Below are 23830 nucleotides of genomic sequence, written 5' to 3' on the forward strand. Positions count from 1 at the left end.
AAGATTACGCTATTAAATCTAATTTTTTATTTTTAGTCAGTGTAAGGTCCTTTATGGCGTCAACAAATCTTGCTACAGATCAAACAGTAGTCAGCAACTCAAAATTTCGTGTACTTACAGCCAGTCTCGTCGGTACCACGATCGAATTTTTTGATTTTTATATTTATGCAACTGCAGCAGTCATTATTTTTCCACATTTGTTCTTCCCTGCCAGTACTGATCCAACAACGGCAACTATTCAGTCTTTAGCCACATTTGCTATTGCCTTTATTGCTCGTCCTATTGGTGCCGCAATTTTTGGTCATCTGGGTGACCGTATTGGCCGTAAAGCAACACTTGTCGCAGCATTACTCACGATGGGACTGTCGACCGTTGCTATTGGTTTACTGCCAACCTATGCTCAAATCGGCTTAGCAGCACCTTTACTTTTAGCACTGTGTCGTTTAGGTCAGGGGTTAGGCTTGGGTGGTGAATGGTCTGGCGCAGTATTATTGGCAACGGAAAATGCACCAGCAGGCAAACGTGCATGGTATGGCATGTTTCCACAGCTTGGTGCACCGATTGGTTTTATTTTAGCAACAGGCTCATTTATTGGTCTGGGTGCCTTTATGTCGGAAAGTGCATTTATGACATGGGGCTGGCGTATTCCATTTATAGCCAGTGCTTTACTGGTCATCGTTGGTCTATGGATTCGACTACAACTACACGAAACTCCTGCTTTTCAAAAAGTGCTAGATAAACAAAAAGAAGTCAATGTACCTTTTAAAGAAGTTATTGTAAAACATTGGAAAATGCTTATTTTAGGTACGATCGCAGCAATTTGTACTTTTGTCGTATTTTATCTGACCACCGTTTTTGCCCTCAATTGGGGAACAACTCAATTGGGCTATACGCGTTCTGAATTTCTCAAATTACAATTACTGGCAACATTATGTTTTGCGATTTTTATTCCGCTTTCAGCCATCTTAGCTGAAAAATTTGGTCGTCGTACAACCTCAATTGGCGTTTGTATAAGCTCGGCTTTGTTTGGTTTAGTATTCTCAAGTATGCTTGCATCTGGCAGTACACTGATCGTATTTTTATTCCTGTGTATCGGTTTAGCCATTATGGGACTCACCTACGGGCCAATTGGTACCGTTTTATCTGAGTTATTTCCCATTTCAGTACGTTATACCGGTTCTGCATTAACGTTTAATTTAGCTGGAATTTTTGGTGCATCATTTGCACCCTTGATTGCAACAGAATTAGCCACAAACTATGGCTTATATGCGGTCGGCTATTATTTAACAGCAGCATCTATTCTCTCTTTATTGGCATTTTTAGCGATTGGTGAAACCAAAAATATTGATGTCAATAATCAAGTTGAATAAGCTGGCGATATTTTAGTGTCAATTTGGCTTCAAGCAGTTGTCACGCCTGCCCAGAAATACGGTCAGTCAGTGTAAGCTGACTGACTGGAATATTTAAACCAGTTCAATTATATCAATTGTCGGTGGCACTCTAAAACGTAGTGGAACACCGACCATCCCTGTTCCAACAGTCACAAATACATTGGCATTTTCATGATAATAAAGCCCTTTTTTATGACCTAAAATAGAAACTTTCTTCATGACATAATCTGTAATCCAAGGTAGTTCTACTTGTCCACCATGTGTATGCCCAGACAACATTAATGGTTTATATTGAAGTTTAGGTACCATATCCACGGTATCAGGATTATGCGATAAAATTACCCAAGCTTTATCTTGAGGTAAATCTGGCATATGACGCATATCGGTTTTCCCTGCCCATAAATCGCCGACACCAAGTAACCTAAACTCATCAAAATCAACCATTTGACCTTCAATATCCAAGACATTATTTTGCTTCAATGCCTGTGCCAATAATGGCTGAATCGGTGGGCCAGGATATTGTTCATCATGGTTACCATTGACTGAATAAACGGGGGCTTGAATTTGTTTTAAGATGGCCAATTCATCTACCAGTGTCTGTTCTGGTTCATAAGTCCAATCACCAGCAACAACAACTAAATCAGGCTGTTGTTGATTAATTTTTTTAATCAGCAGTTTTAATTGTCGTTCATGGCCAGAAAATAAACCAATATGTAAGTCAGCAATTAAAGCAATTTTGACTGGCTGCTTAAGCCTGCTTTCAGGATAGAGTTGATATGATGTATACTTCACTCGAATCAGCATGGGTTCAATAAAGCGCGCATAAATCAGTAAAGCGGTTATACAGCAGACAAAAATGGCCTCATTGACTGAATAGTACCCCACACTCCCAGCATAAATGCTAAACAAACAGATTGGAATCAGTAAATAGGACAAATAAAATGCCAGCAAGTGTATAAATGCTTTAAATGGATGAATCGTTTCAGTTTTTTTCTGACTCATCCATGCTTGAGAGACAGCCCATAAGGTAAGCAATCCTAAACCAATATAAAAATAACTCAGGATTGAATGTTCTTGCCACATGATTTGCCTCGTAAATTTTGACTGCTAACATTTATTCAATTGAATATTTATCTTTTCATCGCTGAATATTAGACTCAAATCCAATTTGTTACTCGATTCGGCTCAGCTTTTGTTTAAGGAACTCATTTTGAATCATTCTCCTTCTCCATATCTCAACATATCTTTATCGCTAAAGATTTTCCTGAGCTGTCTCTTGAGTATTGGAATTGCAGCATGTTCAACTTTACCGCCTCAACAGCCTCAGCCTATTCAATCTGCACTGAGCACAGATACTCGCGATACATCATTAGCCAAAATGATTCAGCCGCTACGCCTACAGCATCCAGATTTAACAGGATATCATATTCTTTCTGATCCGCTCGATGCATTAGCAGCGAGGATTAGTCTAATTAACCAAGCCGAAAAAACATTAGATTTACAATATTATATTTGGAACAATGATCGGATTGGCGCACTTGCATTATATTCTATTTTGCAAGCTGCAAATCGCGGTGTCAAAGTACGATTATTAATTGATGACAATAATGCTAAAGAAATGGAAGGTATTTTTTTAGTTCTAGATCAGCATCCAAATATTGATATTAAACTTTATAATCCTTATCGTTTTAGACATTATCGCGCAATCGATATGTTACTCGATTTAAAACGTATTAACCGTCGCATGCACAATAAAAGTTTTATTGTCGATAATCAAATTGCACTGATTGGTGGTCGCAATATGAGTGATCAATACTATAATCTGGGTGACAATTATCAATTTGCTGATGTTGATGTGATGCTGGTGGGACAATCCTCAGACCAAGTAATTAATTCTTTTGATAATTACTGGAACGATGACTATGCCTATCCTGTAAAACAACTGGTTAATCCACAGCAATATCGCCTAGATTATGACAACTTAACACAGCAGTTAGCCCAAAATTATAAAGAGATTTCAACACAAAATTATTTAGATTTAGCCTATCATTCTCAAGCTTTTGAACGTAACTTTAATCAATTAATGCATTTTAATTGGACACAAGCTGAAGTATTTAGCGATCCTCCTGAAAAAATTAAAGGAACAGCAGTCCCAGCACAATACTTAGGACCTCAATTACTGGCAAAACTCGAAAAACCCGAACACCATCTTGATATCATTTCAGCCTATTTCGTACCAGGTAAAGAAGGTACTGCTCAATTAAATGCCTTGGCCCAACAAGGTGTAAAAGTTCGTATTCTGACCAACTCATTTAAAGCCAATGATGTTCCGATTGTGCACGCTTTTTATTCTAAATATCGTCCAGATCTGCTAGATCACAATGTACAACTGTATGAGTTTCTATATTCACCAGATCAAGAGGTATTGCATAAGGATATTGAAGAAATTGCACAAAAAATTAAAGTGAATATCAAAGGCTTAAGTCATGCAAGCTTACATGCAAAACTGTTTGCGATAGACGATAAACAGGTGTTTATTGGTTCACCAAATTTTGATCCTCGCTCGGCCTATTTAAATTCAGAAATTGGGGTACTACTCAATAGCCCAACATTGGCCCAAGGAATTCATCAAGCCATGAATCAAAATTTATCGCACTATGCCTATAAATTGTTATTAAATGCCGATCACCATATCAATTGGCAAGTTGAAAAAAATACCAAGGATATTCGAGAATTTAAGACTGAGCCAAGGATGAGATGGTATCAAAAAGCGGCATTAAAAGTCTTATCTTGGTTACCCATTGAAGGTTTTATGTAGAATCAAGTTCCCTTCGATTGAGTACTGAGTACCTGCTGATGCAGCTGTTTTAAGCCTTCAGTCATTTTTTCTTGAACTAAAGCTGTTAATGTACTCACCGTATGTCCTTCAACCGCTATACTGGGAAGTGCCATTAAATGTGCCGTCACTTTAGGCATAGCCACTACCTTTTTAACGTGCTCAACTAAACTGATATCTCCCACATAAGGTGCAACCATATCTAGTTCACCTTGTTGATTAACATAGCAAATCAAACAAATTTGAACCGGTTTTTGTACCTCAATTGCTGCACCTAAAATACGCCCATGAATTTTTTTAATCCGCGTACCATCAGTCGTCGTCGCTTCTGGAAAGAACAATACAGGAATACCCTGCTGTAAAAAACGGGCAATTTGTTCACGAATACGAATCGAATCACCAGATCCACGTTGAATAAATAAAGTTCCTCCTCCCTTCGCCAGTTTTCCCAGTATCGGCCAACGTTCAATTTCAGCTTTTGCTAAAAAAAATACTCTTGCACCTGAACCCAATACGGCAATATCCAACCACGAAATATGATTCGATACCCATAACGCAGGCGTTCTCGGGATCTCACCGTGAACTTTCACTTCAATATTAAATACCTTACACAAACGTTGACAAAAATATTGCACATAACGTGTATTGTTTGGATTATTGGGATCCTGATATAAGCCATGTCTAAAGACCAGATAAAATCCTTGTGAAATCGTCATTATTCCGGAGATGGCTTTTTGAGGATATAAAAAAAATTTTGACATATTACTCATATTAAATATCTAATTTCCATATTGACCAGCGTAATGATGACATCAATAACATGGAACAATCATAAGATTCTGCATGCTAAATGGGTTCGGTCTTTATCAGTATAATGACTGTTTTTAGTATACAAGCCGATAGGTAATGCGTAAATGGCATCAAAACCTATTCTTATTCAATCCATATTGATCTAAATCGACCTTAATTATTATCATCCATGACGATGATACTGATATGTTCATGACTACATCATGGTGATATCACGCTAAAATAGGACTAATTAGATCCAACAATTTGACGATCATGATGAATGTGCTGACATAAAATGGCATATTCATGTTAACTTTATAATATTAAATTTTATGTATCTTATGATGATCCTACATCTTTGGAGTTATTAAAATTCTATCATCCGTTTGCTCTATCTTCGCCAATCATGTGAATGATATAAAACAAGCCAATCGATTTAAAATCATCGTCTTATCATTGGGAGTAATGATTGAGTGATCAATGCAATGCAACAAGTACATGCTGAACGTGTTATTTTGGTCAGTGTATCTGTACAGATTTTAGCTGATTTAGATGCTGATGAGTTTGCTCTGCTCGCAAAATCCTCTGGTGCGCAAATTTTGCAGCATCTTCATGTACATAAAGTCAAACCAGAAGCAAAATTATTTGTCGGCTCTGGTAAGGCGGATGAAATTGCTGCTTTAGTGCAAACACTTGAGGCTGATCTGGTGATTTTTGATCAATCACTGAGTCCAGCACAAGCTCGTAATCTGGAAGCTGTAATGGCCTGTCGCGTTGTCGATCGTACTGAGCTTATTTTAGATATATTTGCCCAACGTGCACGTACCTATGAAGGTAAATTACAAGTTGAACTGGCACAATTACAACATCTATCTTCACGTTTAATTCGTAATCGAGGTCATTTAGATAGCCAAAAAGGTGGAATTGGCTTACGTGGTCCAGGTGAAACATTACTTGAAACAGATCGACGTTTATTACGCATCCGTATGGGACAACTCAAACATAAATTAGAAAAAGTACAACAAACGCGTATGCAAGGTCGTATAGCCCGCCAGAAAGCAGCCGTGCCAACAGTATCATTAGTAGGCTATACCAATGCTGGCAAATCGACTTTATTTAATGTATTGGCCAATAGCGATGTTTATGCCGCAGATCAACTTTTTGCTACCTTAGATCCAACATTAAGACGTCTAACTTGGGATGGTATTGGCACATTGGTATTGGCAGATACTGTGGGTTTTGTCCGCAATCTTTCTCATGCTTTGGTCGAATCCTTTAAAGCGACCCTTGAAGAAACACGAGAAGCAACACTATTGTTACATGTCATTGATGCTAGTCATCCAGATATGCTTGAGCAAATTGCAGCAGTTGAAACTGTATTACAAGAAATTGGTGTCGATGTGCCTATTATTCGTGTTTATAATAAAATTGATCAAAGCCATGATCAGGCAAAAATCGTCTATACCGCGTCCGGTCAACCTGAACGGGTCTACCTTTCTGCATATACTGGAGAAGGTCTATCATTATTACGTCAAGCCGTCCATGAGAGTTTAATGGGACAAATCCAAAGTTTTGATGTTATCCTGAAACCGGCTTACGGTAAGCTACGTCATCAATTTTATGAGCTAAATGTCATTCAGTGCGAATATTATGATCAAGAAGGTTATCTTCATTTACAGGTCATCATGTCGGCAGATAAAATTAAGCAACTGATTCAACAAGCAGGTTTACCCATCGATCAAATTCTCGGTGAAAAAGCAAAAATATTTGAGCGAACACTTGAAGAGTTTGAAATCAGGGATTAGATTGGTCTAGACGTGATAAATAAAATATTTGAACACATGGATTGGGTAAAAAAGATTGATTGGACAGCATGGTTTGCTACGATTGTATTAATTGTGGTATTTCGAGAAAGTGCCTTATGGTTAATGACACAACTGCATTATCCTGAGCTCGGTAATTTAACAGGCCTATTGAGCTTACTGATTGTCTTGGTCATTTGGCGAAAATTAGGGCATATTCCACCTCGACTCATCGATACAAACAATAAACTTATGAAAGAAAGTGCGTTTGCATTTTTACCCATCAGTGCTGGCTCACTGATTATGTTATTACATATGGGGGAAAAAATTCCAACATTTGTCGCGATACTCTTTATCAGTACATTAATTCCACTTTGGGTATATGCCAAAATAGCAAAACGCTGGTTATAGGAGGTCAAGTATGCTGTCGATTGTATATGGTTTCGTGATTACATTAATTGCCTATTTGATTTCTAAACCTTGTAATAAAAAACTGCCACAGATTCCTGTGATTGTATTTAGTATGTTTTTTATTTTAATCCTACTGTTTCTGTTTGGCATTCCTTATCAAACTTATGTTGAACAAACCAATCCACTCTTTAATCATTTATTGGGCTATGTGACTGTGGCTTTAGCCATTCCTTTAGCAGCGATGCGTTATGATGATTTACCGCTAAAAGCGGTGATTGCCATTTTAGTGTTTGCTAGCCTCAGTGCAGTTGCCTTACCGATGAGCTTGGCCTATTTACTACATATGGCCAATCCAGAAATCATGGCATTTGCCACACGAGCAGTCACCACACCAATTGCCATTAATATTGCGACCTTATTACAGGCCCCTATTGGTTTAGTGATTTTAATTGTGATTTTATCTGGCGTCATTGGTGCAGCCTTTTCACCTCTTATTTTACGACATATTAATGATGAAAGAGCTTCAGGTTTAGCGTTAGGTTTAGCAGCACATGCGATTGGTACCGCACAAGCATGGCAACGTGGTAGCGTAGCAGGTCGTTATGCAGCATTTGGTATGGCAGTCAATGCGGTATTTACGGCGATTTGGCTACCCAGTTTTATTCTCTATCTACAGTATCTCTGATATGTAATATTCATTCCGGTTGAATATCGTGGTAGAGCAAGCAGGTTTATGCAATAACAGATTCAATTGTGAATATACTTACGAAATAATACTTAGATGAGGTCATTTCAACGTCCTCATCCAATAGCATTATAAATGAATAATTTGATATTACATGTATTTTGATTAAGCTAGATGGCCATTTACAGATACAGATGTTCTAAACCACTAAGTATCATTGGTGCACCTTCTTTTGCATGAATGGCATTTGAAAGATTATGTATTAAAGATTCAGCAAAATTACCTTGATAGAGCTTTGTTCCTTGATGTGATAAATTTGACTTTGCATCGACATAAATCTTGCCACCAAGTTGTTGCCATAAATAACAAAAATGATAATCCTCTGAAAGATAACGTTTTGATTCCGGATGAACCATTGTATCAAAAAAGCGGAAATGTAAACCTTTATTCTCATAATCAATAGAATCAGAGACATAGTTTAATTCAGGATACGCTAGCATCATTTTTTCAAAAACCTGTCGCTTAATTAACATAAAGCCTGTAGGTGCTTCGTTTATTTCGATAAAACCATCTTCTTGGATTTGAATATGAACTTCACCCTGTTGATTGGTAGAGGCATTAACCGTATATTGCTGATAATGTGTAATAAATTCATTTTGTGTCATATGTTTGGGTAAACCCTCTACAGGCCATAGATCTCGTTTTAAAGGATAAACACCTGCGGCAATATCATAATCTGCTTGTAATAATCGAAATGCAGCATCTGGGCTAAAGCCAATATCTGCATCGATCCAAAATAAGTGTGTCCATTGTTTATTTTCTAAAAAGGTAGCAACACAATTATTTCTCGCCCGAGTGACTAAACTTTCACCCTGCATTAAATAAAACTGGATCGGCATACCAATTTGTAGTGCAGCTTGATGAAAATTAAGTAGTGACAAGATATAGTTATAAAAGTATTTACCATCATGACTTGGTGTTACAACCAATGGATAAATATTTTTTAATTGTTCTATTTTTAGCATTATTATTTCCAATTTTAATTCTATAGTATTTATTTAAAATTATTTATTTTATGTAGTGGTATTCTTTTATTTCAGAAATTTTTTGTTTCGATCACCACCAACATCCTCAAAACTATAAAGTTTTATTGATCTAAATACCATACTTTTCTGCGCCAATATGACAATTACGTTGAATACGATATGATATGTTTAAAATCATGAATGACGACTATTTTAGTCCTCTATAAATCACGATAGTGATACTCAATTGATCATAATGAAAACAGCATAAAAAAGATAAATAGCATTTATTTTTTATGCTGCACAATCACCCAGCCAATCACAGAACACGCTATGATCCAAGTTTTGGTCACACATATAGTCAGATCAACTTTTTAATCAGTTCAGCATAATACTGAGCCATAAGCGTGATACTTGATGCTAAAGCTTACATGACAGGATTATCTACTGCAAAACTGTGTTGATCTTCTAATCGATAAGCGATTAATTGATTTCCCCATACACAGCCGCCATCCACATTTTGTATGCCATCTGAAATGCGCTGACCTTGTAATGCTGCCCAATGGCCAAATATAACCTGATGGGTTTGTGCAGCTTGAGATTTAAACTCAAACCACGGTTGAAAACCTTTCGGCATCGGATCATCTAGAGCATCTTTAAAACTAAATTCTAAACGCCCTTCAGGATTGATTAAACGCATTCTGGTCAAGTAATTGGTAATACAACGTAAACGCGCATGTCCCGTTAAATCCTCTGACCATAAACTGGGTTCTTTACCATACATTTCAGCTAAAAATGCATCCAATACCTGAAAATCATCATGGGCAAGAATTGCTTCAACTTCTTGAGCAAACTCTGCTGTTTGCTGGGCATTCCATATATGAGGAATGCCCGCATGGGTCAAAATCGTTTGCTCGTTAGGAAAAAGACACAAGGGTTGGTGACGCAACCAATCAATCAGTTCATCACTATCAATAGCATCAATAACATCACGCGTATTGTCTTGTACTTTGCTTTGTTTAATACCACGTGCACAGGCTAATAAGGTTAAATCATGATTCCCCAAAATAGTTGCAGCAGCGCCAGCATCGACCAATTTTTTAATAAAACGTAATGCACCGAGTGAATTTTCGCCACGTGCAACCAAATCACCAGCAAACCAAATAAAGTCTTGATCTGGATCAAACTGAATTTTTTTAAGTAGTGCTTTTAATGCTTCAAAACAGCCTTGTACATCACCAATAACATAATTATATCGTATCGTACGGGTCATTTCTTTATGCCACCATTTGATCTGAGAGTGCAACAAACTGAGCCAGTGTTAATGTTTCTGGGCGAGCCATTGGATCAACACCTGCTTTTTCAAAGCCATCCTCAACTAACATGCCTTTTAAACTATTACGTAAAGTTTTACGACGTTGAGTAAACACATGCCCAACCAGACGTGCCAATGCTTTTTCATTTTTGGCAACAATCGGTTTTTCTTGATAAGGCTCTAAACGAAAAACTGCAGAAGTGACTTTAGGTGGTGGATTAAAAGAACCTGGTGGGACTTCAAATAAAAAAGTTGGTTTACAAAAATATTGGATCATCACCGATAAACGGCCGTATTCTTTGCTATTGGGAGCGGCAGTAATTCGATCAACAACTTCTTTTTGCAACATAAAATGCATGTCTTTCACCTTATCGCCAAACGCTAAAAGATGAAATAATAATGGTGTCGAAATATTATAGGGTAAGTTACCTACGACACGTAATGGACGATCTGGGCTAAATAATTGGGTGAAATCATATTTCAACGCATCTGTTTCAATAATCGTTAAGCGTTCAGGATAAGGAACCCGATTGGCCAAGCCTGCTGCCAAATCACGGTCCAATTCCAATACCGTTAAGGCATCACACTCTCCAATCAATGGCGCAGTTAATGCTGCTAGACCAGGTCCAATTTCAACAATATTATCACCTGTACGAGGATTTACTGAACGTACAATTTTTGCAATGACACGTTGGTCATGTAAGAAGTTTTGACCAAACCGTTTCCGTGTATGATGCCCTTCATCTTTAGGGTTTAAGGCATTAATTTGATACATAGACATTTCCAACGTGTAAATAAAACAGAATTATTGATGCGCTAAACTGAGCGCTAAATCGACAGCAACATGTAAGCTTGAACTTTGTGCCAGTCCAGTACCTGCAAGAGACAATGCTGTACCATGATCAACTGAGGTTCGAATAAAGGGTAAGCCCAAGGTAATATTAATGGCCTCGCCAAAACCTTGTGATTTTAACACAGGTAATCCCTGATCGTGATACATTGCTAATACAGCATCTGCATCTTTTAAATGTTCTGGTGTAAATAAGGTATCTGCTGGCAATGCCAAACTGATCGCGATACCTTTATCACGATAACTTTCCAATACCGGATTAATTATTTCAATTTCTTCCAAACCTAAATACCCGCCTTCACCCGCATGTGGATTTAATCCGCACACTAAAATACGAGGATGTTTGATTTTAAATTTTTGAGTTAAATCATCAATTAAAATATCAATTACTTGATGCAAACGCTGTGGCGTAATCGCATCAGCAACAGCGCGTAAAGCTAAATGGGTCGTGACCAATGCAACGCGTAAAGTTTTTGTTGCCAGCATCATGACGACACGTGGCACACCGGCATAGTCTTGGTAATATTCTGTATGCCCACTAAATGCGATACCTGCATCATTAATGACTGATTTTTGTACAGGTGCCGTCGCGACACCAACACTGTATCCGCTCATGGCATATTCTGCTGAACGACGTAATTGCTCAATCACATAGTCAGCATTATTTACATTTAATACACCAAGCTGTACATCTTCAGATAAAGGAACATGCTCAACATATAACTGCCCTTTTTTTGCTGGCTCCGTCTGTCCTTTAAATGCAATACAATCAACATGCATGTTTAATTGCTGAGCACGTGCTTGTAACATGGTCATATCAGCCAGTACAACGATAGGCCTTTCATCAATACGTTCAGCTAAACTTAAACAAATATCAGGGCCAATACCTGCAGGTTCGCCACTGGTCACATATAAAGGAAGCATACTGTCTATCTCATTGATTAGATGGCTTAGTTTATTATATACCTGTTTTTATTATTCCGTTTTATATTACAGCTTTAAACCCGTCTAACAATTTCTTCACTGATCTTGACCACTATTCAAGTATCTACTGATTTTTAAATCACCAAAAATCAACATAAAAACAAATAACTCAACATTATACTATTGATAAATATAAATTAAATAGAATTCCACCCAAATACTTTATGCTCAATCATACCGCTTTAGCAAACTTAGAGTCTTTATCTACCCAGCACAATCGTGTTAATGATACTTTGCGCTGAGGGGCTTTTGTTATATAATATATCGCTTGAAATTTTAATTTTTCATTTGTGATTCTTCACGCTTTCGTTTAGAATCTCGTCTCCTTTAGTTTGGACAGATTCCATAGTCCAAACCAACTATAATAGGTAGTGGTTTAATGAAAACTCTCAGCGCTAAGCCAGCTGAAGTTCAACACGACTGGTACGTTGTTGATGCTTCTGGCAAAACTTTAGGTCGCCTTGCGACTGAAATCGCTCGTCGTTTACGCGGTAAGCATAAAACATCTTATACTCCTCACGTTGACACTGGCGACTATATTGTTGTAATCAATGCTGAAGAAATTCAAGTGACTGGTAAAAAAGCACTTGATAAAAAATATTATCGCCATACTGGTTTCCCTGGTGGTATTCGCGAAACTAACTTTGAAAAGTTAATCGCGCATAAACCTGAAGCTGTTTTAGAAAAAGCAGTAAAAGGAATGTTACCAAAAGGTCCTCTTGGTTATGCAATGATCAAAAAAATGAAAGTGTACGCTGGTACTGAGCATCCACATGCTGCTCAACAGCCACAAGTTTTGGACATCTAAGGGATACAGCACATGGCTACTAACTATGGTACAGGTCGCCGTAAGACCGCAACTGCACGTGTTTTCCTATCAGCTGGTACTGGTAAACTCGTAATTAACAACCGTACTCTTGAGCAATATTTCGGTCGTGAAACTGCTCGTATGATCGTACGTCAACCACTAGAACTCCTTGAAGCTACTGAGCAGTATGATCTTTATATCACTGTTGCTGGTGGTGGTATTGGTGGTCAAGCAGGTGCTATCCGTCACGGTATTACTCGTGCATTGATCGCTTCTGACGAAACATTAAAACCTGCTCTTCGTCAAGCTGGTTTCGTTACTCGTGATGCTCGTGAAGTTGAACGTAAGAAACTTGGTTTACGTAAAGCACGTAAACGTCCTCAATTCTCTAAACGTTAATTCGTTTACCGAATTTGGACAAAAAACCCTGGTCTATCCAGGGTTTTTTTATATTGAACTAAAAATAAAATCTTAAATTACTCAATCAAATACCTTACATCCTTACACTATACAGTCGCTATTTAAATGCTGATGAAATCGCTATAAAGGATCTATGGCATAAAAGTAGTGTCGCCTTAAAATATCAATCGATATCGTTGCAACCAGCTTAGAATCGACCATTGTCTTATTTATACAAACAGATCCGTGATTTTATACGCCATTTTTAGTATCCTATCTTATTCACACACTATTGCATTGGAATATGTCCGTCGAAAGCACTCCAGCTCAGGGAATTACACTTTATAGTCATGTAGATGACTTTCGCTCACATTGGATTCGTTATGTGCTTGCTGAAAAACAAATTAAATACCATCTTATTCTGGTTGAAGAGGATGATGAAGATTTAGCGAGTCTTAATCCATATAACCGTTTGCCAATGCTAATTGAAAATGAGCTCAAACTCTTCAACGCTGCTATTATTTCTGAATATTTAGACGATCGCTATCGGCAAAATAAATTGTATGCAGATGCCCCAATGCCTCGCGCTGATCAACGTCAATATATTTGGCGCTTAGAACAAGACTGGTTTAAACTTGCCGATACAATTTTATGTCACCCAGATACCTTGGACCCTGATGCACAAAAAAAGGCACAACAGCAACTTAGGGATACGCTTATCTCTTTAACGCCCTTATTTCAACATTTTCCTTATTTTATGTCTGAACAATTTAGCATACTCGATTGTATGCTAGCGCCTATTTTTTTAAGATTAAAATCAATGAAAATTAATTTACCTGTACAACATTGTCGCCCTATTATTCTTTACTGCCAAAGAGTTTTTGCCCGTCCTGCATTTGTAAAATCCTTGACCATGCAGGAAAAAAACCGCTATGGTCAATATATTTCCAATTAAACGAGTGATATTATGTCAGAACAAAGTTTAAAATTAAGTCCTAATCGTCCTTATTTGGCTCGTGCAATTTATGATTGGATTTGTGACAACCAACTTACACCGTATATTATTGTTGATGCAACCCAACCTTATATCAGCGTTCCAGAACAATTTATTCAGGATGGACAAATTACACTAAACATTGCGCCACATGCGGTTAATAACTTTTACATGGATAAACAGGCCATAGCTTTCGCAGCACGTTTTGCTGGGGTGTCACGTGATATTTACGTTCCTTTTAAAGCATTAATTGGAATTTATGCACGTGAAAATGGAGAAGGACTGTTTTTTAATCCAGATGAATATCAAGACTTAGATGATACTGAAACAGAAGCTAGTTCTGAACAGCATCATGAAACGACGAAGAAGAAACCAACGCTCAGACTATTAGATTAATATACGGAGTATGTTTAATGGCTTTTGATTTAGTTCACTATTTTAATGATCAAATTATGATTCAAAAGCCAACACTCTTGAATCACTATCCACTTGATCAAAAAAACAAATATATTCAAGAAATTAATGCATTATCGCTCGGCAAGCTACTGATACTCTGGCGTGAAAATGATACTGCACTCTATCAAGAAATTCATCAATTAGATCATCTCTATATCCAAAATATCTCACGGCATTTAACTACCGCAGGTAGTAATCAATCCACCCTAGCTAAAACTGAATTAGAGCAAGTAATTGCTGAAATCTTTTCCTTACAGCTTATTGAACTTAAACAACTTGATGAAACAGGTCATTTAGGTAAAAATGGCATCGCAGAGCTCTTGTCTGGTCAAGTAGAACATTTGTCTGGTCAAGCTGAAGATTGGGTCTGGATCACGAATCGCCTTGTCGAACTTAAAGGGTCTAAAGCCACTCTCTCAGAAGAGCAATCACTCGCAAATACAGTACAGGAATTTAATAAGATGATGACACAAGATCAATCTCATATCCAAGCAGCAGAAGATGAAGTCGGCAGCATTAAAGAACCAACATGGGCCAAAATACTTGAACCTATTGTTGCTTTAGCAATCTTATGGATTCTGATTGATGCGCTGTGCACAGTGCTTGCCTAATTTACGTTAAAGCCGCATTTATGCGGCTTTTTCATGTTGTTTTATTGTCTTTCGAAAGACAGCACATCTGGCACATTTACTGGCATGGATGATCAGCACAGATGCAACCCTAGAGCAACTCTTGATACAACCTTTCTACCATCCCACCCTTGAAGAAGGGCTTAGAACAGCCTTAAAACATGCTAGAAGGCAACTTAAAAATAATATTTAAAGAAACCGCCATGCTGCGGTTTTTTAAAAATAAAACCAAAAAAAAATCCCCCAAGCGACTGCTTGAGGGATTTTCGAATAATGAGCTGGCGATGACTTACTCTCACATGGCTAACGCCACACTACCATCAGCGCGAAGAGGTTTCACTTCTGAGTTCGGGAAGGGATCAGGTGGTTCACTCTTGCTATTGTCGCCAGCACAACTGTTTATGGATACTTGCTTAGACTTACCTATTGCTAAGTTTTCTACCAAATGAGTTATTAACAGAGATTATATCTGAGTTGGATATGATGTTCGATCAGCGATACTAAATCAAGTATTTTCATCGTTAGATGATGTTTTATGAATCGATTGATGCTTTATATACAACTGTTTGGGTGTTGTATAGTCAAGCCTCACGAGCAATTAGTATTGGTCAGCTTCACATGTCACCATGCTTCCACATCCAACCTATCAACGTCGTAGTCTTCAACGGCTCTTTAGAGGACATAAAGTCCAAGGGAAATCTTATCTTGAGGTAGGCTTCCCGCTTAGATGCTTTCAGCGGTTATCCCTTCCGAACATAGCTACCCGGCGATGCGACTGGCGTCACAACCGGTACACCAGAGGTTCGTCCACTCTGGTCCTCTCGTACTAGGAGCAGATCCTCTCAAATTTCCAGCGCCCACGGTAGATAGGGACCGAACTGTCTCACGACGTTCTAAACCCAGCTCGCGTACCTCTTTAAATGGCGAACAGCCATACCCTTGGGACCTGCTTCAGCCCCAGGATGAGATGAGCCGACATCGAGGTGCCAAACACCGCCGTCGATATGAACTCTTGGGCGGTATCAGCCTGTTATCCCCAGAGTACCTTTTATCCGTTGAGCGATGGCCCTTCCATACAGAACCACCGGATCACTAAGACCTACTTTCGTACCTGCTCGACTTGTGGGTCTCGCAGTTAAGCGCGCTTTTGCCTTTATACTCTACGCGTGATTTCCGACCACGCTGAGCGCACCTTCGTACTCCTCCGTTACTCTTTAGGAGGAGACCGCCCCAGTCAAACTACCCACCAGACATGGTCCTCGTCCCGGATTACGGGACAGAGTTAGAACCTCAATATTACCAGGGTGGTATTTCAAGATTGGCTCCACCGAAACTAGCGTCTCGGTTTCAAAGCCTCCCACCTATCCTACACAAGTAAGATCAAAGTTCAATGTCAAGCTGCAGTAAAGGTTCACGGGGTCTTTCCGTCTAGCCGCGGGTACACCGCATCTTCACGGCGATTTCGATTTCACTGAGCCTCTGCTGGAGACAGCGCCCCCATCATTATGCCATTCGTGCAGGTCGGAACTTACCCGACAAGGAATTTCGCTACCTTAGGACCGTTATAGTTACGGCCGCCGTTTACTGGGGCTTCGATCAAGAGCTTCGCTTACGCTAACCCCATCAATTAACCTTCCAGCACCGGGCAGGCATCACACCCTATACGTCCACTTTCGTGTTTGCAGAGTGCTATGTTTTTAATAAACAGTTGCAGGGGCCTGGTTTCTGTGGCTGCCATCAGCTCAGGAAGCAAGTTCCATCACCGACAGCAGCGTACCTTCTCCCGAAGTTACGGTACCATTTTGCCTAGTTCCTTCAGCAGAGTTCTCTCAAGCGCTTTGGTCTACTCGACCTGACCACCTGTGTCGGTTTCGGGTACGATTCCTGTGTAACTGAAGCTTAGAGACTTTTCCTGGAAGCATAGTATCAGCCACTTTGCGAGTAAACTCGCTTGCTATCAGATCTCAGCATAGAGTACCCCGGATTTGCCTAAGATACATGCCTACATCCTTTCACCTGGACAACCAACGCCAGGCTGACTTAACTTTCTCCGTCCTCTCATCGCATTACACAGAAGTATTGGAATATTAACCAATTTCCCATCGACTACGCCTCTCGGCCTCGCCTTAGGGGTCGACTCACCCAGCCCCGATTAACGTTGGACTGGAACCCTTGGTCTTTCAGCGAACGGGTTTTTCACCCGTTTTGTCGTTACTCACGTCAGCATTCGCACTTCTGATACCTCCAGCAGACTTCTCAATCCACCTTCATCGGCTTACAGAACGCTCCCCTACCACGTATACAAAGTATACATCCGCAGCTTCGGCATATAGTTTTAGCCCCGTTACATCTTCCGCGCAGGCCGACTCGACTAGTGAGCTATTACGCTTTCTTTAAAGGGTGGCTGCTTCTAAGCCAACCTCCTAGCTGTCTATGCCTTCCCACATCGTTTCCCACTTAACTATAATTTTGGGGCCTTAGCTGGCGGTCTGGATTGTTTTCCTCTTGACTACGGACGTTAGCACCCGCAGTCTGTCTCCCGGATAGTACTCATTGGTATTCGGAGTTTGCATCGGTTTGGTAAGTCGGGATGACCCCCTAGCCGAAACAGTGCTCTACCCCCAATGGTATTCGTCCGAGGCGCTACCTAAATAGCTTTCGGGGAGAACCAGCTATCACCAAGTTTGATTAGCCTTTCACCCCTATCCACAAGTCATCCCCTGGCTTTTCAACGACAGTGGGTTCGGTCCTCCAGTTAGTGTTACCCAACCTTCAACCTGCTCATGGATAGATCACCTGGTTTCGGGTCTACACCCAGCAACTAAACGCCCTATTAAGACTCGGTTTCCCTACGGCTCCCCTATACGGTTAACCTTGCTACTGAATGTAAGTCGCTGACCCATTATACAAAAGGTACGCAGTCACCGAACAAGTCGGCTCCCACTGCTTGTATGCATGCGGTTTCAGGATCTATTTCACTCCCCTCACAGGGGTTCTTTTCGCCTTTCCCTCACGGTACTGGTTCACTATCGGTCAGTCAGGAGTATTTAGCCTTGGAGGATGGTCCCCCCATATTCAGACAAGGTTTCACGTGCCTCGCCCTACTCGTCATCATTATGTGTGCCCTTTCGTGTACAGGACTATCACCCACTACGGTTGCACTTCCCAGAGCATTCCACTAAAACACACATAACTTAATGGGCTGTTCCCCGTTCGCTCGCCGCTACTGAGGGAATCTCAATTGATTTCTTTTCCTAAGGGTACTGAGATGTTTCACTTCCCCTCGTTTGCCTTGCAACACTATGTATTCATGTTGCAATACCTACCTTATGGTAAGTGGGTTTCCCCATTCAGAAATCTCCGGATCACAGGATATTTGCCGCCTCCCCGGAGCTTATCGCAGGCTATTACGTCTTTCATCGCCTCTGACTGCCAAGGCATCCACCACATGCACTTAATTACTTGACTATACAACCCCAAACAGTCGTTTGTTCCTACAAGTAGAACAACCAACATTACAGTTTAGAGCTTTGTGAACTTAATCACTATACAGCTTCAATTAGATTCATATACCAAAACGCTTGATTCAGTTTAATCGCTAGTAACTCATTTCATTTAACATCAACAATTGCTTGTTAGGTTAACTAAAACGAGTATGAAAAAATTATTTCAACTCAAATATATTCTGTTAATGATTAACTACTGCCTCGTCAGCACGTAGTAAACTGTGATAAATCACAGAGATTAATAACAATGCATTTTACAATGCTTTATCACTAAGCTCTATAATCTAGCTTTCGTTCGATTAAAGTCTAAACACTCAGAGTAACGCTAAGCAATTTAGTTCTTAAATCCTGCGCACAGCATAGCTGTTTGCTTAAATTTTAAGGAAAAGCGTTGCTTTTCTTATCTTAAAATTTGGTGGAGACTAGGAGAGTCGAACTCCTGACCTCCTGCGTGCAAAGCAGGCGCTCTACCAACTAAGCTAAGTCCCCAGCTTAAGATCTCAATATATCTTGTTTCTTTTCACTCAGAATCCTTGAACCCATACACTAAGCACTCACTTTCGTTCGTTTGTCTTGCACTTCGCCTTAAAGTAGCACTTTAAGTCTTGTTCATGGTGGGTCTGACAAGACTTGAACTTGTGACCCCACGCTTATCAAGCGTGTGCTCTAACCAACTGAGCTACAGACCCTGAGAAAAATCAAAGCACTGCTTTTTTTGCAAGACAAATAAGCTTCGCTTATGCGTAGTATCTGCTTACAAAGACAAATCAATTACTCTGTTTTATCTTTAAGATATATTGCATGAAGAACAACTTGTTGTGGATTCTTACCAATCGTCAATCTTTCGTTAAGGAGGTGATCCAGCCGCAGGTTCCCCTACGGCTACCTTGTTACGACTTCACCCCAGTCATCGGCCACACCGTGGTAAGCGTCCTCCTTGCGGTTAGACTACCTACTTCTGGTGCAACAAACTCCCATGGTGTGACGGGCGGTGTGTACAAGGCCCGGGAACGTATTCACCGCGGCATTCTGATCCGCGATTACTAGCGATTCCGACTTCATGGAGTCGAGTTGCAGACTCCAATCCGGACTACGATCGGCTTTTTGAGATTAGCATCCTCTCGCGAGGTAGCAACCCTTTGTACCGACCATTGTAGCACGTGTGTAGCCCTGGTCGTAAGGGCCATGATGACTTGACGTCGTCCCCGCCTTCCTCCAGTTTGTCACTGGCAGTATCCTTAAAGTTCCCACCCGAAGTGCTGGCAAATAAGGAAAAGGGTTGCGCTCGTTGCGGGACTTAACCCAACATCTCACGACACGAGCTGACGACAGCCATGCAGCACCTGTATGTAAGTTCCCGAAGGCACCAATCCATCTCTGGAAAGTTCTTACTATGTCAAGACCAGGTAAGGTTCTTCGCGTTGCATCGAATTAAACCACATGCTCCACCGCTTGTGCGGGCCCCCGTCAATTCATTTGAGTTTTAGTCTTGCGACCGTACTCCCCAGGCGGTCTACTTATCGCGTTAGCTGCGCCACTAAAGCCTCAAAGGCCCCAACGGCTAGTAGACATCGTTTACGGCATGGACTACCAGGGTATCTAATCCTGTTTGCTCCCCATGCTTTCGTACCTCAGCGTCAGTATTAGGCCAGATGGCTGCCTTCGCCATCGGTATTCCTCCAGATCTCTACGCATTTCACCGCTACACCTGGAATTCTACCATCCTCTCCCATACTCTAGCTTCCCAGTATCGAATGCAATTCCCAAGTTAAGCTCGGGGATTTCACATCCGACTTAAAAAGCCGCCTACGCACGCTTTACGCCCAGTAAATCCGATTAACGCTCGCACCCTCTGTATTACCGCGGCTGCTGGCACAGAGTTAGCCGGTGCTTATTCTGCGAGTAACGTCCAGTACTCTTGGTTATTAACCAAGGTACCCTCCTCCTCGCTTAAAGTGCTTTACAACCAAAAGGCCTTCTTCACACACGCGGCATGGCTGGATCAGGGTTCCCCCCATTGTCCAATATTCCCCACTGCTGCCTCCCGTAGGAGTCTGGGCCGTGTCTCAGTCCCAGTGTGGCGGATCATCCTCTCAGACCCGCTACAGATCGTCGCCTTGGTAGGCTTTTACCCCACCAACTAGCTAATCTGACTTAGGCTCATCTATTAGCGCAAGGTCACAAGTGATCCCCTGCTTTCTCCCGTAGGACGTATGCGGTATTAGCATCCCTTTCGGAATGTTGTCCCCCACTAATAGGCAGATTCCTAAGTATTACTCACCCGTCCGCCGCTAGGTCCAGTAGCAAGCTACCTTTCCCCGCTCGACTTGCATGTGTTAAGCCTGCCGCCAGCGTTCAATCTGAGCCATGATCAAACTCTTCAGTTAAAATCATTTTGTAGCTTTAATCTAAGCTACTAAATCTGGCTCATCAATTTTCTGACAAATTCTCTCAAATAAACTTCGAGTAATTTAAACCAATCAATCAATGATAATATTTCGATCAATCAATCAGTAAAAATCCACACAAGTTGTTCTTCATAATTTCTTAATGATCTTCTTGTTGGTTCGTCACCAGCAAGCTAGGTCGGCTATATTACGCTCTTCGGTAGAAAAGTCAACTGGTTTTGTTAATTTATTTTCTAACAAATCTAAGTTTAACCTTAAACTCAAAACCCTAATCAGAATCTTAACACTTAAGCAACTTATTGATTTATCAGAAGTTTTATTTAACATCACCGCCGATGGATGTGCATTCTACAGTATTTCACATCGAACACAAGCCCTTTTCATAAAAATATTATCTAGACGTTCTTTTTTTAATCAAATTCACTTATATTGATGAAATAATATGTTTTTTTGATTTAATTTTTATCAGTGCTATTTACTGCTATTATGTATATATCACTTTCACATCTAATGCTTTAGACCTAAAGTACTGGGATTACATGTATGGATCATAAAAATTTAATTGTACTAAGCTCTTTTTGTGCCTTATTTTCTATTTCTGTTTACGCAGAGGATACCTTAGGTTCTACGGCAACATCCTCTACAGATATTTATAATTATAATTCAGATAACTCTCTCAAAAATTTAAAACAACTAAAGTTTAAAGACTTTAAAGTTGATGCCAATGCTGCACAACCTGATGAAGTAAAAGACCCACTTGAACCATTAAATCGTAAAATTTACGATTTCAACGATGTTTTAGATCGTAACATCATTCGCCCGATTGCCGTGCAATATAAGGAAAAAGTACCCAATGATGTTCGTGGCTCTTATAATGCTTTTCGGGTTAACCTCAGTGAACCATGGAATGCAGTTAACCAATTAATTCAAGGTCGCCCATTACGTGCAGTCAAAACACTCGGACGCTTTACACTAAATACATTAACCACATTAGGATTTGCAGATCCTGCCCAACATCTAGGGTTAGACAACGAAAGTGAAAGCTTCGGCACAACACTGGGTTATTATGGCGTACCATCTGGACCTTATATTGTATTACCTATTTATGGTCCAAGTACCCTGCGAGATGGTTTTGGTTTAGCAGTAGATAGTGTTGGACGTCCACAAGAATACTTACTTGATGATCACGCAACAGCATATTGGTCAGATCAAGCCGGTAGAGGAATTAATGCACGTTCACAATATCTAGATTTAGAAAGTGCATTACAAGGCGATCGTTATTCAGCATTACGAGATATTTATCTACAACGTAAAACCTTTGTGATCGCTGAGAAAAAAGGATTAGATACAGATTCTATTAACTTTATTGATGATACAGACGATTCAATAGAGGATGAAGATCATAGTCATTCAATCCATTAAATCACATGATCGCCTTAAACAATTTGATACATTTACACTTAGGGACAGTTATTATCTTCCCCTAAGTGTTTTGTAATTGTTATATTACAGGCATAATTTACTATTCAGGCTCAAATTATTCTTTTATGTATTTCATTCGCCCCACACGAGATATTCCTCATCTAAATCAAGTGATAAACACACTACCAAGTGTGCAAATGATTAACATCGAAGATATTGGCCTATATGACCCAACCATCATTGCAATTGCCGATGTACAAGATTTTTTAACTTATCAATGGAATTTAGCAACGATTGTACTTGCGTTTGATCAAGAAGGTGCCGCCTTAGCACAAGCATGGGAACAAGGAGCCTTAGCAGGCTGGCTATGGAACCATTTACCTGAAAATCCTGCGTTAGCATTAGCTAAAATTGATGCACAATATAAAAGAAACCAAGATAGTCGCGATTTACCTTCCGCAGCAGAACTACAAAAACGCTTACTTCCAAACCCGATTGAGTTAATCAATTATCAAGTTGAAACCTTATTTAAACCTTCTGCTTACCTATCTGGAGATTGGTTTGATTACTGGAAAATCAGTGATAAAGAAATCATGTTTTATCTTGCCGATGTTTCCGGACATGGTGTGACCAGCAGCTTACTAACCTCTTGGATGGCCGCTTTTCATGGGCGCTCTAAAACACCAAGAGAATTAATCAAAAAGCTCAATGGCATGTTAGTTCAAGAAAATATTGAAAAACATATCACCATGATTAGTGGCATTCTTAATTTAGAAACACATCAATTACGTTGGTCAAGTGCAGGACATTATCCACCTGCAATTATCTTTGAACCCAATCAACCCCCCAAAGTACTCAATACCAGCAGCTTCCCACTCGGTCTAACAGAAGATTTAGAAGTAGAGGAATTTGATTGTATTTTAAATCGTCATGCACGCTTCATTATTTGTTCAGATGGTGCACTAGAACCCTTTAATGGCGGGTTAAATGAACAATTCGAACAATTGGTCTATCATTTGCAAAATCAATCATTTCAAGCACCAGAGCATGTTGCAGATGATATTGCGATTTTAAGTTTAAGAAGAATGAATTAAATTTAAAATCAATAGCTTACAAT

18 protein-coding genes, 2 tRNA genes, 3 rRNA genes and 1 pseudogene are annotated in these 23830 nt (G+C 39.9%); 13 read left to right on the forward strand and 11 right to left on the reverse strand.

All coding sequences use genetic code 11. The annotated features are described in order from the left end of the window. Positions 1-53 precede the first annotated feature (53 nt). Positions 54-1370 (forward strand): MFS transporter, encoded by a 1317-nt coding sequence (locus QSG86_RS01680; protein WP_317029925.1) that lies wholly within the window; start codon positions 54-56, stop codon positions 1368-1370. Positions 1371-1463: 93 nt separating this feature from the next. On the opposite strand, the gene QSG86_RS01685 is transcribed toward QSG86_RS01680, so the two are convergent. Then, positions 1464-2474: a metallophosphoesterase gene (locus QSG86_RS01685; protein WP_317029926.1), complete on the reverse strand. Its 1011-nt coding sequence runs from the start codon at positions 2472-2474 to the stop codon at positions 1464-1466. A gap of 124 nt (positions 2475-2598) precedes the next feature. Here QSG86_RS01685 and QSG86_RS01690 point away from each other — a divergent pair, with 124 nt between their 5' ends. Further along, positions 2599-4209 carry a phospholipase D family protein gene (locus QSG86_RS01690; RefSeq protein WP_410487506.1) on the forward strand — a complete coding sequence of 537 codons (1611 nt, stop codon included), beginning with the start codon at positions 2599-2601 and terminating at the stop codon, positions 4207-4209. A gap of 2 nt (positions 4210-4211) precedes the next feature. Here the strand turns inward: QSG86_RS01690 and QSG86_RS01695 are convergent, their stop codons facing one another. After that, positions 4212-4988 carry a lysophospholipid acyltransferase family protein gene (locus QSG86_RS01695; RefSeq protein WP_410487434.1) on the reverse strand — a complete coding sequence of 259 codons (777 nt, stop codon included), beginning with the start codon at positions 4986-4988 and terminating at the stop codon, positions 4212-4214. A gap of 516 nt (positions 4989-5504) precedes the next feature. Here QSG86_RS01695 and hflX point away from each other — a divergent pair. The 3 genes from hflX to QSG86_RS01710 are packed head-to-tail and all read left to right on the forward strand — an operon-like array spanning position 5505 to position 7917. Beyond that, entirely contained in the window at positions 5505-6824 is a 1320-nt protein-coding gene (gene hflX / locus QSG86_RS01700; RefSeq protein WP_317029928.1) for a ribosome rescue GTPase HflX, read from the forward strand. A gap of 36 nt (positions 6825-6860) precedes the next feature. Then, on the forward strand, positions 6861-7232 hold the full coding sequence (locus QSG86_RS01705; protein WP_317032635.1) for a hypothetical protein: 372 nt from the start codon (positions 6861-6863) through the stop codon (positions 7230-7232). A gap of 10 nt (positions 7233-7242) precedes the next feature. Further along, on the forward strand, positions 7243-7917 hold the full coding sequence (locus tag QSG86_RS01710; protein WP_317029929.1) for an LrgB family protein: 675 nt from the start codon (positions 7243-7245) through the stop codon (positions 7915-7917). Positions 7918-8099: 182 nt separating this feature from the next. Here the strand turns inward: QSG86_RS01710 and QSG86_RS01715 are convergent, their stop codons facing one another. From QSG86_RS01715 to pdxA, 4 genes are all read right to left on the reverse strand, one after another. Further along, positions 8100-8942, reverse strand: a complete 843-nt coding sequence (locus QSG86_RS01715; RefSeq protein WP_317029930.1) for a hypothetical protein — start codon at positions 8940-8942, stop codon at positions 8100-8102. A gap of 427 nt (positions 8943-9369) precedes the next feature. Further along, positions 9370-10215, reverse strand: a complete 846-nt coding sequence (locus QSG86_RS01720; protein WP_317029931.1) for a symmetrical bis(5'-nucleosyl)-tetraphosphatase — start codon at positions 10213-10215, stop codon at positions 9370-9372. Between the two features lie 4 nt (positions 10216-10219). Beyond that, positions 10220-11032, reverse strand: a complete 813-nt coding sequence (gene rsmA / locus QSG86_RS01725; RefSeq protein ID WP_317029932.1) for a 16S rRNA (adenine(1518)-N(6)/adenine(1519)-N(6))-dimethyltransferase RsmA — start codon at positions 11030-11032, stop codon at positions 10220-10222. A gap of 30 nt (positions 11033-11062) precedes the next feature. Then, positions 11063-12031: a 4-hydroxythreonine-4-phosphate dehydrogenase PdxA gene (gene pdxA / locus QSG86_RS01730; RefSeq protein ID WP_317029933.1), complete on the reverse strand. Its 969-nt coding sequence runs from the start codon at positions 12029-12031 to the stop codon at positions 11063-11065. 439 nt (positions 12032-12470) lie between these two features. Here pdxA and rplM point away from each other — a divergent pair, with 439 nt between their 5' ends. From rplM to QSG86_RS01760, 6 genes and pseudogenes are all read left to right on the forward strand, one after another. Next, complete coding sequence (rplM, locus tag QSG86_RS01735; protein WP_004695096.1) at positions 12471-12899, forward strand: 50S ribosomal protein L13; 429 nt, start codon at positions 12471-12473, stop codon at positions 12897-12899. A gap of 12 nt (positions 12900-12911) precedes the next feature. Beyond that, positions 12912-13298 (forward strand): 30S ribosomal protein S9, encoded by a 387-nt coding sequence (gene rpsI / locus QSG86_RS01740; RefSeq protein WP_317029934.1) that lies wholly within the window; start codon positions 12912-12914, stop codon positions 13296-13298. A 304-nt stretch (positions 13299-13602) separates the two neighbouring features. Further along, positions 13603-14253: a glutathione S-transferase N-terminal domain-containing protein gene (locus tag QSG86_RS01745; RefSeq protein WP_317029935.1), complete on the forward strand. Its 651-nt coding sequence runs from the start codon at positions 13603-13605 to the stop codon at positions 14251-14253. Positions 14254-14265: 12 nt separating this feature from the next. Beyond that, a complete protein-coding gene (locus QSG86_RS01750) occupies positions 14266-14688 on the forward strand; it encodes a ClpXP protease specificity-enhancing factor (RefSeq protein ID WP_317029936.1) in 423 nt (140 codons plus the stop codon). A gap of 17 nt (positions 14689-14705) precedes the next feature. After that, positions 14706-15359: a hypothetical protein gene (locus QSG86_RS01755; RefSeq protein WP_317029937.1), complete on the forward strand. Its 654-nt coding sequence runs from the start codon at positions 14706-14708 to the stop codon at positions 15357-15359. Between the two features lie 58 nt (positions 15360-15417). Continuing rightward, positions 15418-15570: pseudogene (locus QSG86_RS01760) on the forward strand (dihydrolipoyl dehydrogenase); the annotation flags it as partial. 83 nt (positions 15571-15653) lie between these two features. On the opposite strand, the gene rrf reads toward QSG86_RS01760, so the two are convergent. From rrf to QSG86_RS01785, 5 genes are all read right to left on the reverse strand, one after another. Next, a 5S ribosomal RNA gene (gene rrf / locus QSG86_RS01765) occupies positions 15654-15768 on the reverse strand. A 186-nt stretch (positions 15769-15954) separates the two neighbouring features. Beyond that, positions 15955-18845, reverse strand: a 23S ribosomal RNA gene (locus QSG86_RS01770). Between the two features lie 451 nt (positions 18846-19296). Further along, positions 19297-19372: transfer RNA gene (locus tag QSG86_RS01775), tRNA-Ala, on the reverse strand. A 123-nt stretch (positions 19373-19495) separates the two neighbouring features. Next, positions 19496-19572, reverse strand: a tRNA-Ile gene (locus QSG86_RS01780). A gap of 159 nt (positions 19573-19731) precedes the next feature. Further along, a 16S ribosomal RNA gene (locus tag QSG86_RS01785) occupies positions 19732-21270 on the reverse strand. Together the 16S, 23S and 5S rRNA genes with 2 tRNA genes alongside form the textbook arrangement of a ribosomal RNA operon. Before the next feature lie 564 nt (positions 21271-21834). On the opposite strand from QSG86_RS01785, the gene QSG86_RS01790 reads away from it, so the two are divergent. Both QSG86_RS01790 and gigA read left to right on the forward strand, forming a co-directional pair. Beyond that, positions 21835-22713 carry a VacJ family lipoprotein gene (locus tag QSG86_RS01790; protein ID WP_317029938.1) on the forward strand — a complete coding sequence of 293 codons (879 nt, stop codon included), beginning with the start codon at positions 21835-21837 and terminating at the stop codon, positions 22711-22713. A gap of 125 nt (positions 22714-22838) precedes the next feature. After that, entirely contained in the window at positions 22839-23807 is a 969-nt protein-coding gene (gigA, locus tag QSG86_RS01795) for an RsbU family protein phosphatase GigA (RefSeq protein ID WP_317029939.1), read from the forward strand. Positions 23808-23830: the final 23 nt, after the last annotated feature.

It is taken from the genome of Acinetobacter sp. SAAs474 (assembly GCF_032823475.1).
GTDB lineage: Bacteria > Pseudomonadota > Gammaproteobacteria > Pseudomonadales > Moraxellaceae > Acinetobacter.

Bases quoted from the DNA above. Each gene is read 5' to 3' on its own strand.
- gigA (WP_317029939.1), top strand. From the start codon at position 22,839: ATGTATTTCATTCGCCCCACACGAGATATTCCTCATCTAAATCAAGTG.
- QSG86_RS01715 (WP_317029930.1), bottom strand. From the start codon at position 8,942: ATGCTAAAAATAGAACAATTAAAAAATATTTATCCATTGGTTGTAACA.
- QSG86_RS01755 (WP_317029937.1), top strand. From the start codon at position 14,706: ATGGCTTTTGATTTAGTTCACTATTTTAATGATCAAATTATGATTCAA.
- QSG86_RS01705 (WP_317032635.1), top strand. From the start codon at position 6,861: ATGGATTGGGTAAAAAAGATTGATTGGACAGCATGGTTTGCTACGATT.
- rpsI (WP_317029934.1), top strand. From the start codon at position 12,912: ATGGCTACTAACTATGGTACAGGTCGCCGTAAGACCGCAACTGCACGT.
- QSG86_RS01685 (WP_317029926.1), bottom strand. From the start codon at position 2,474: ATGTGGCAAGAACATTCAATCCTGAGTTATTTTTATATTGGTTTAGGA.
- pdxA (WP_317029933.1), bottom strand. From the start codon at position 12,031: ATGCTTCCTTTATATGTGACCAGTGGCGAACCTGCAGGTATTGGCCCT.
- QSG86_RS01745 (WP_317029935.1), top strand. From the start codon at position 13,603: ATGTCCGTCGAAAGCACTCCAGCTCAGGGAATTACACTTTATAGTCAT.
- hflX (WP_317029928.1), top strand. From the start codon at position 5,505: ATGCAACAAGTACATGCTGAACGTGTTATTTTGGTCAGTGTATCTGTA.
- rsmA (WP_317029932.1), bottom strand. From the start codon at position 11,032: ATGTATCAAATTAATGCCTTAAACCCTAAAGATGAAGGGCATCATACA.
- QSG86_RS01695 (WP_410487434.1), bottom strand. From the start codon at position 4,988: ATGTCAAAATTTTTTTTATATCCTCAAAAAGCCATCTCCGGAATAATG.
- QSG86_RS01680 (WP_317029925.1), top strand. From the start codon at position 54: ATGGCGTCAACAAATCTTGCTACAGATCAAACAGTAGTCAGCAACTCA.
- QSG86_RS01710 (WP_317029929.1), top strand. From the start codon at position 7,243: ATGCTGTCGATTGTATATGGTTTCGTGATTACATTAATTGCCTATTTG.
- QSG86_RS01720 (WP_317029931.1), bottom strand. From the start codon at position 10,215: ATGACCCGTACGATACGATATAATTATGTTATTGGTGATGTACAAGGC.
- rplM (WP_004695096.1), top strand. From the start codon at position 12,471: ATGAAAACTCTCAGCGCTAAGCCAGCTGAAGTTCAACACGACTGGTAC.
- QSG86_RS01790 (WP_317029938.1), top strand. From the start codon at position 21,835: ATGGATCATAAAAATTTAATTGTACTAAGCTCTTTTTGTGCCTTATTT.
- QSG86_RS01750 (WP_317029936.1), top strand. From the start codon at position 14,266: ATGTCAGAACAAAGTTTAAAATTAAGTCCTAATCGTCCTTATTTGGCT.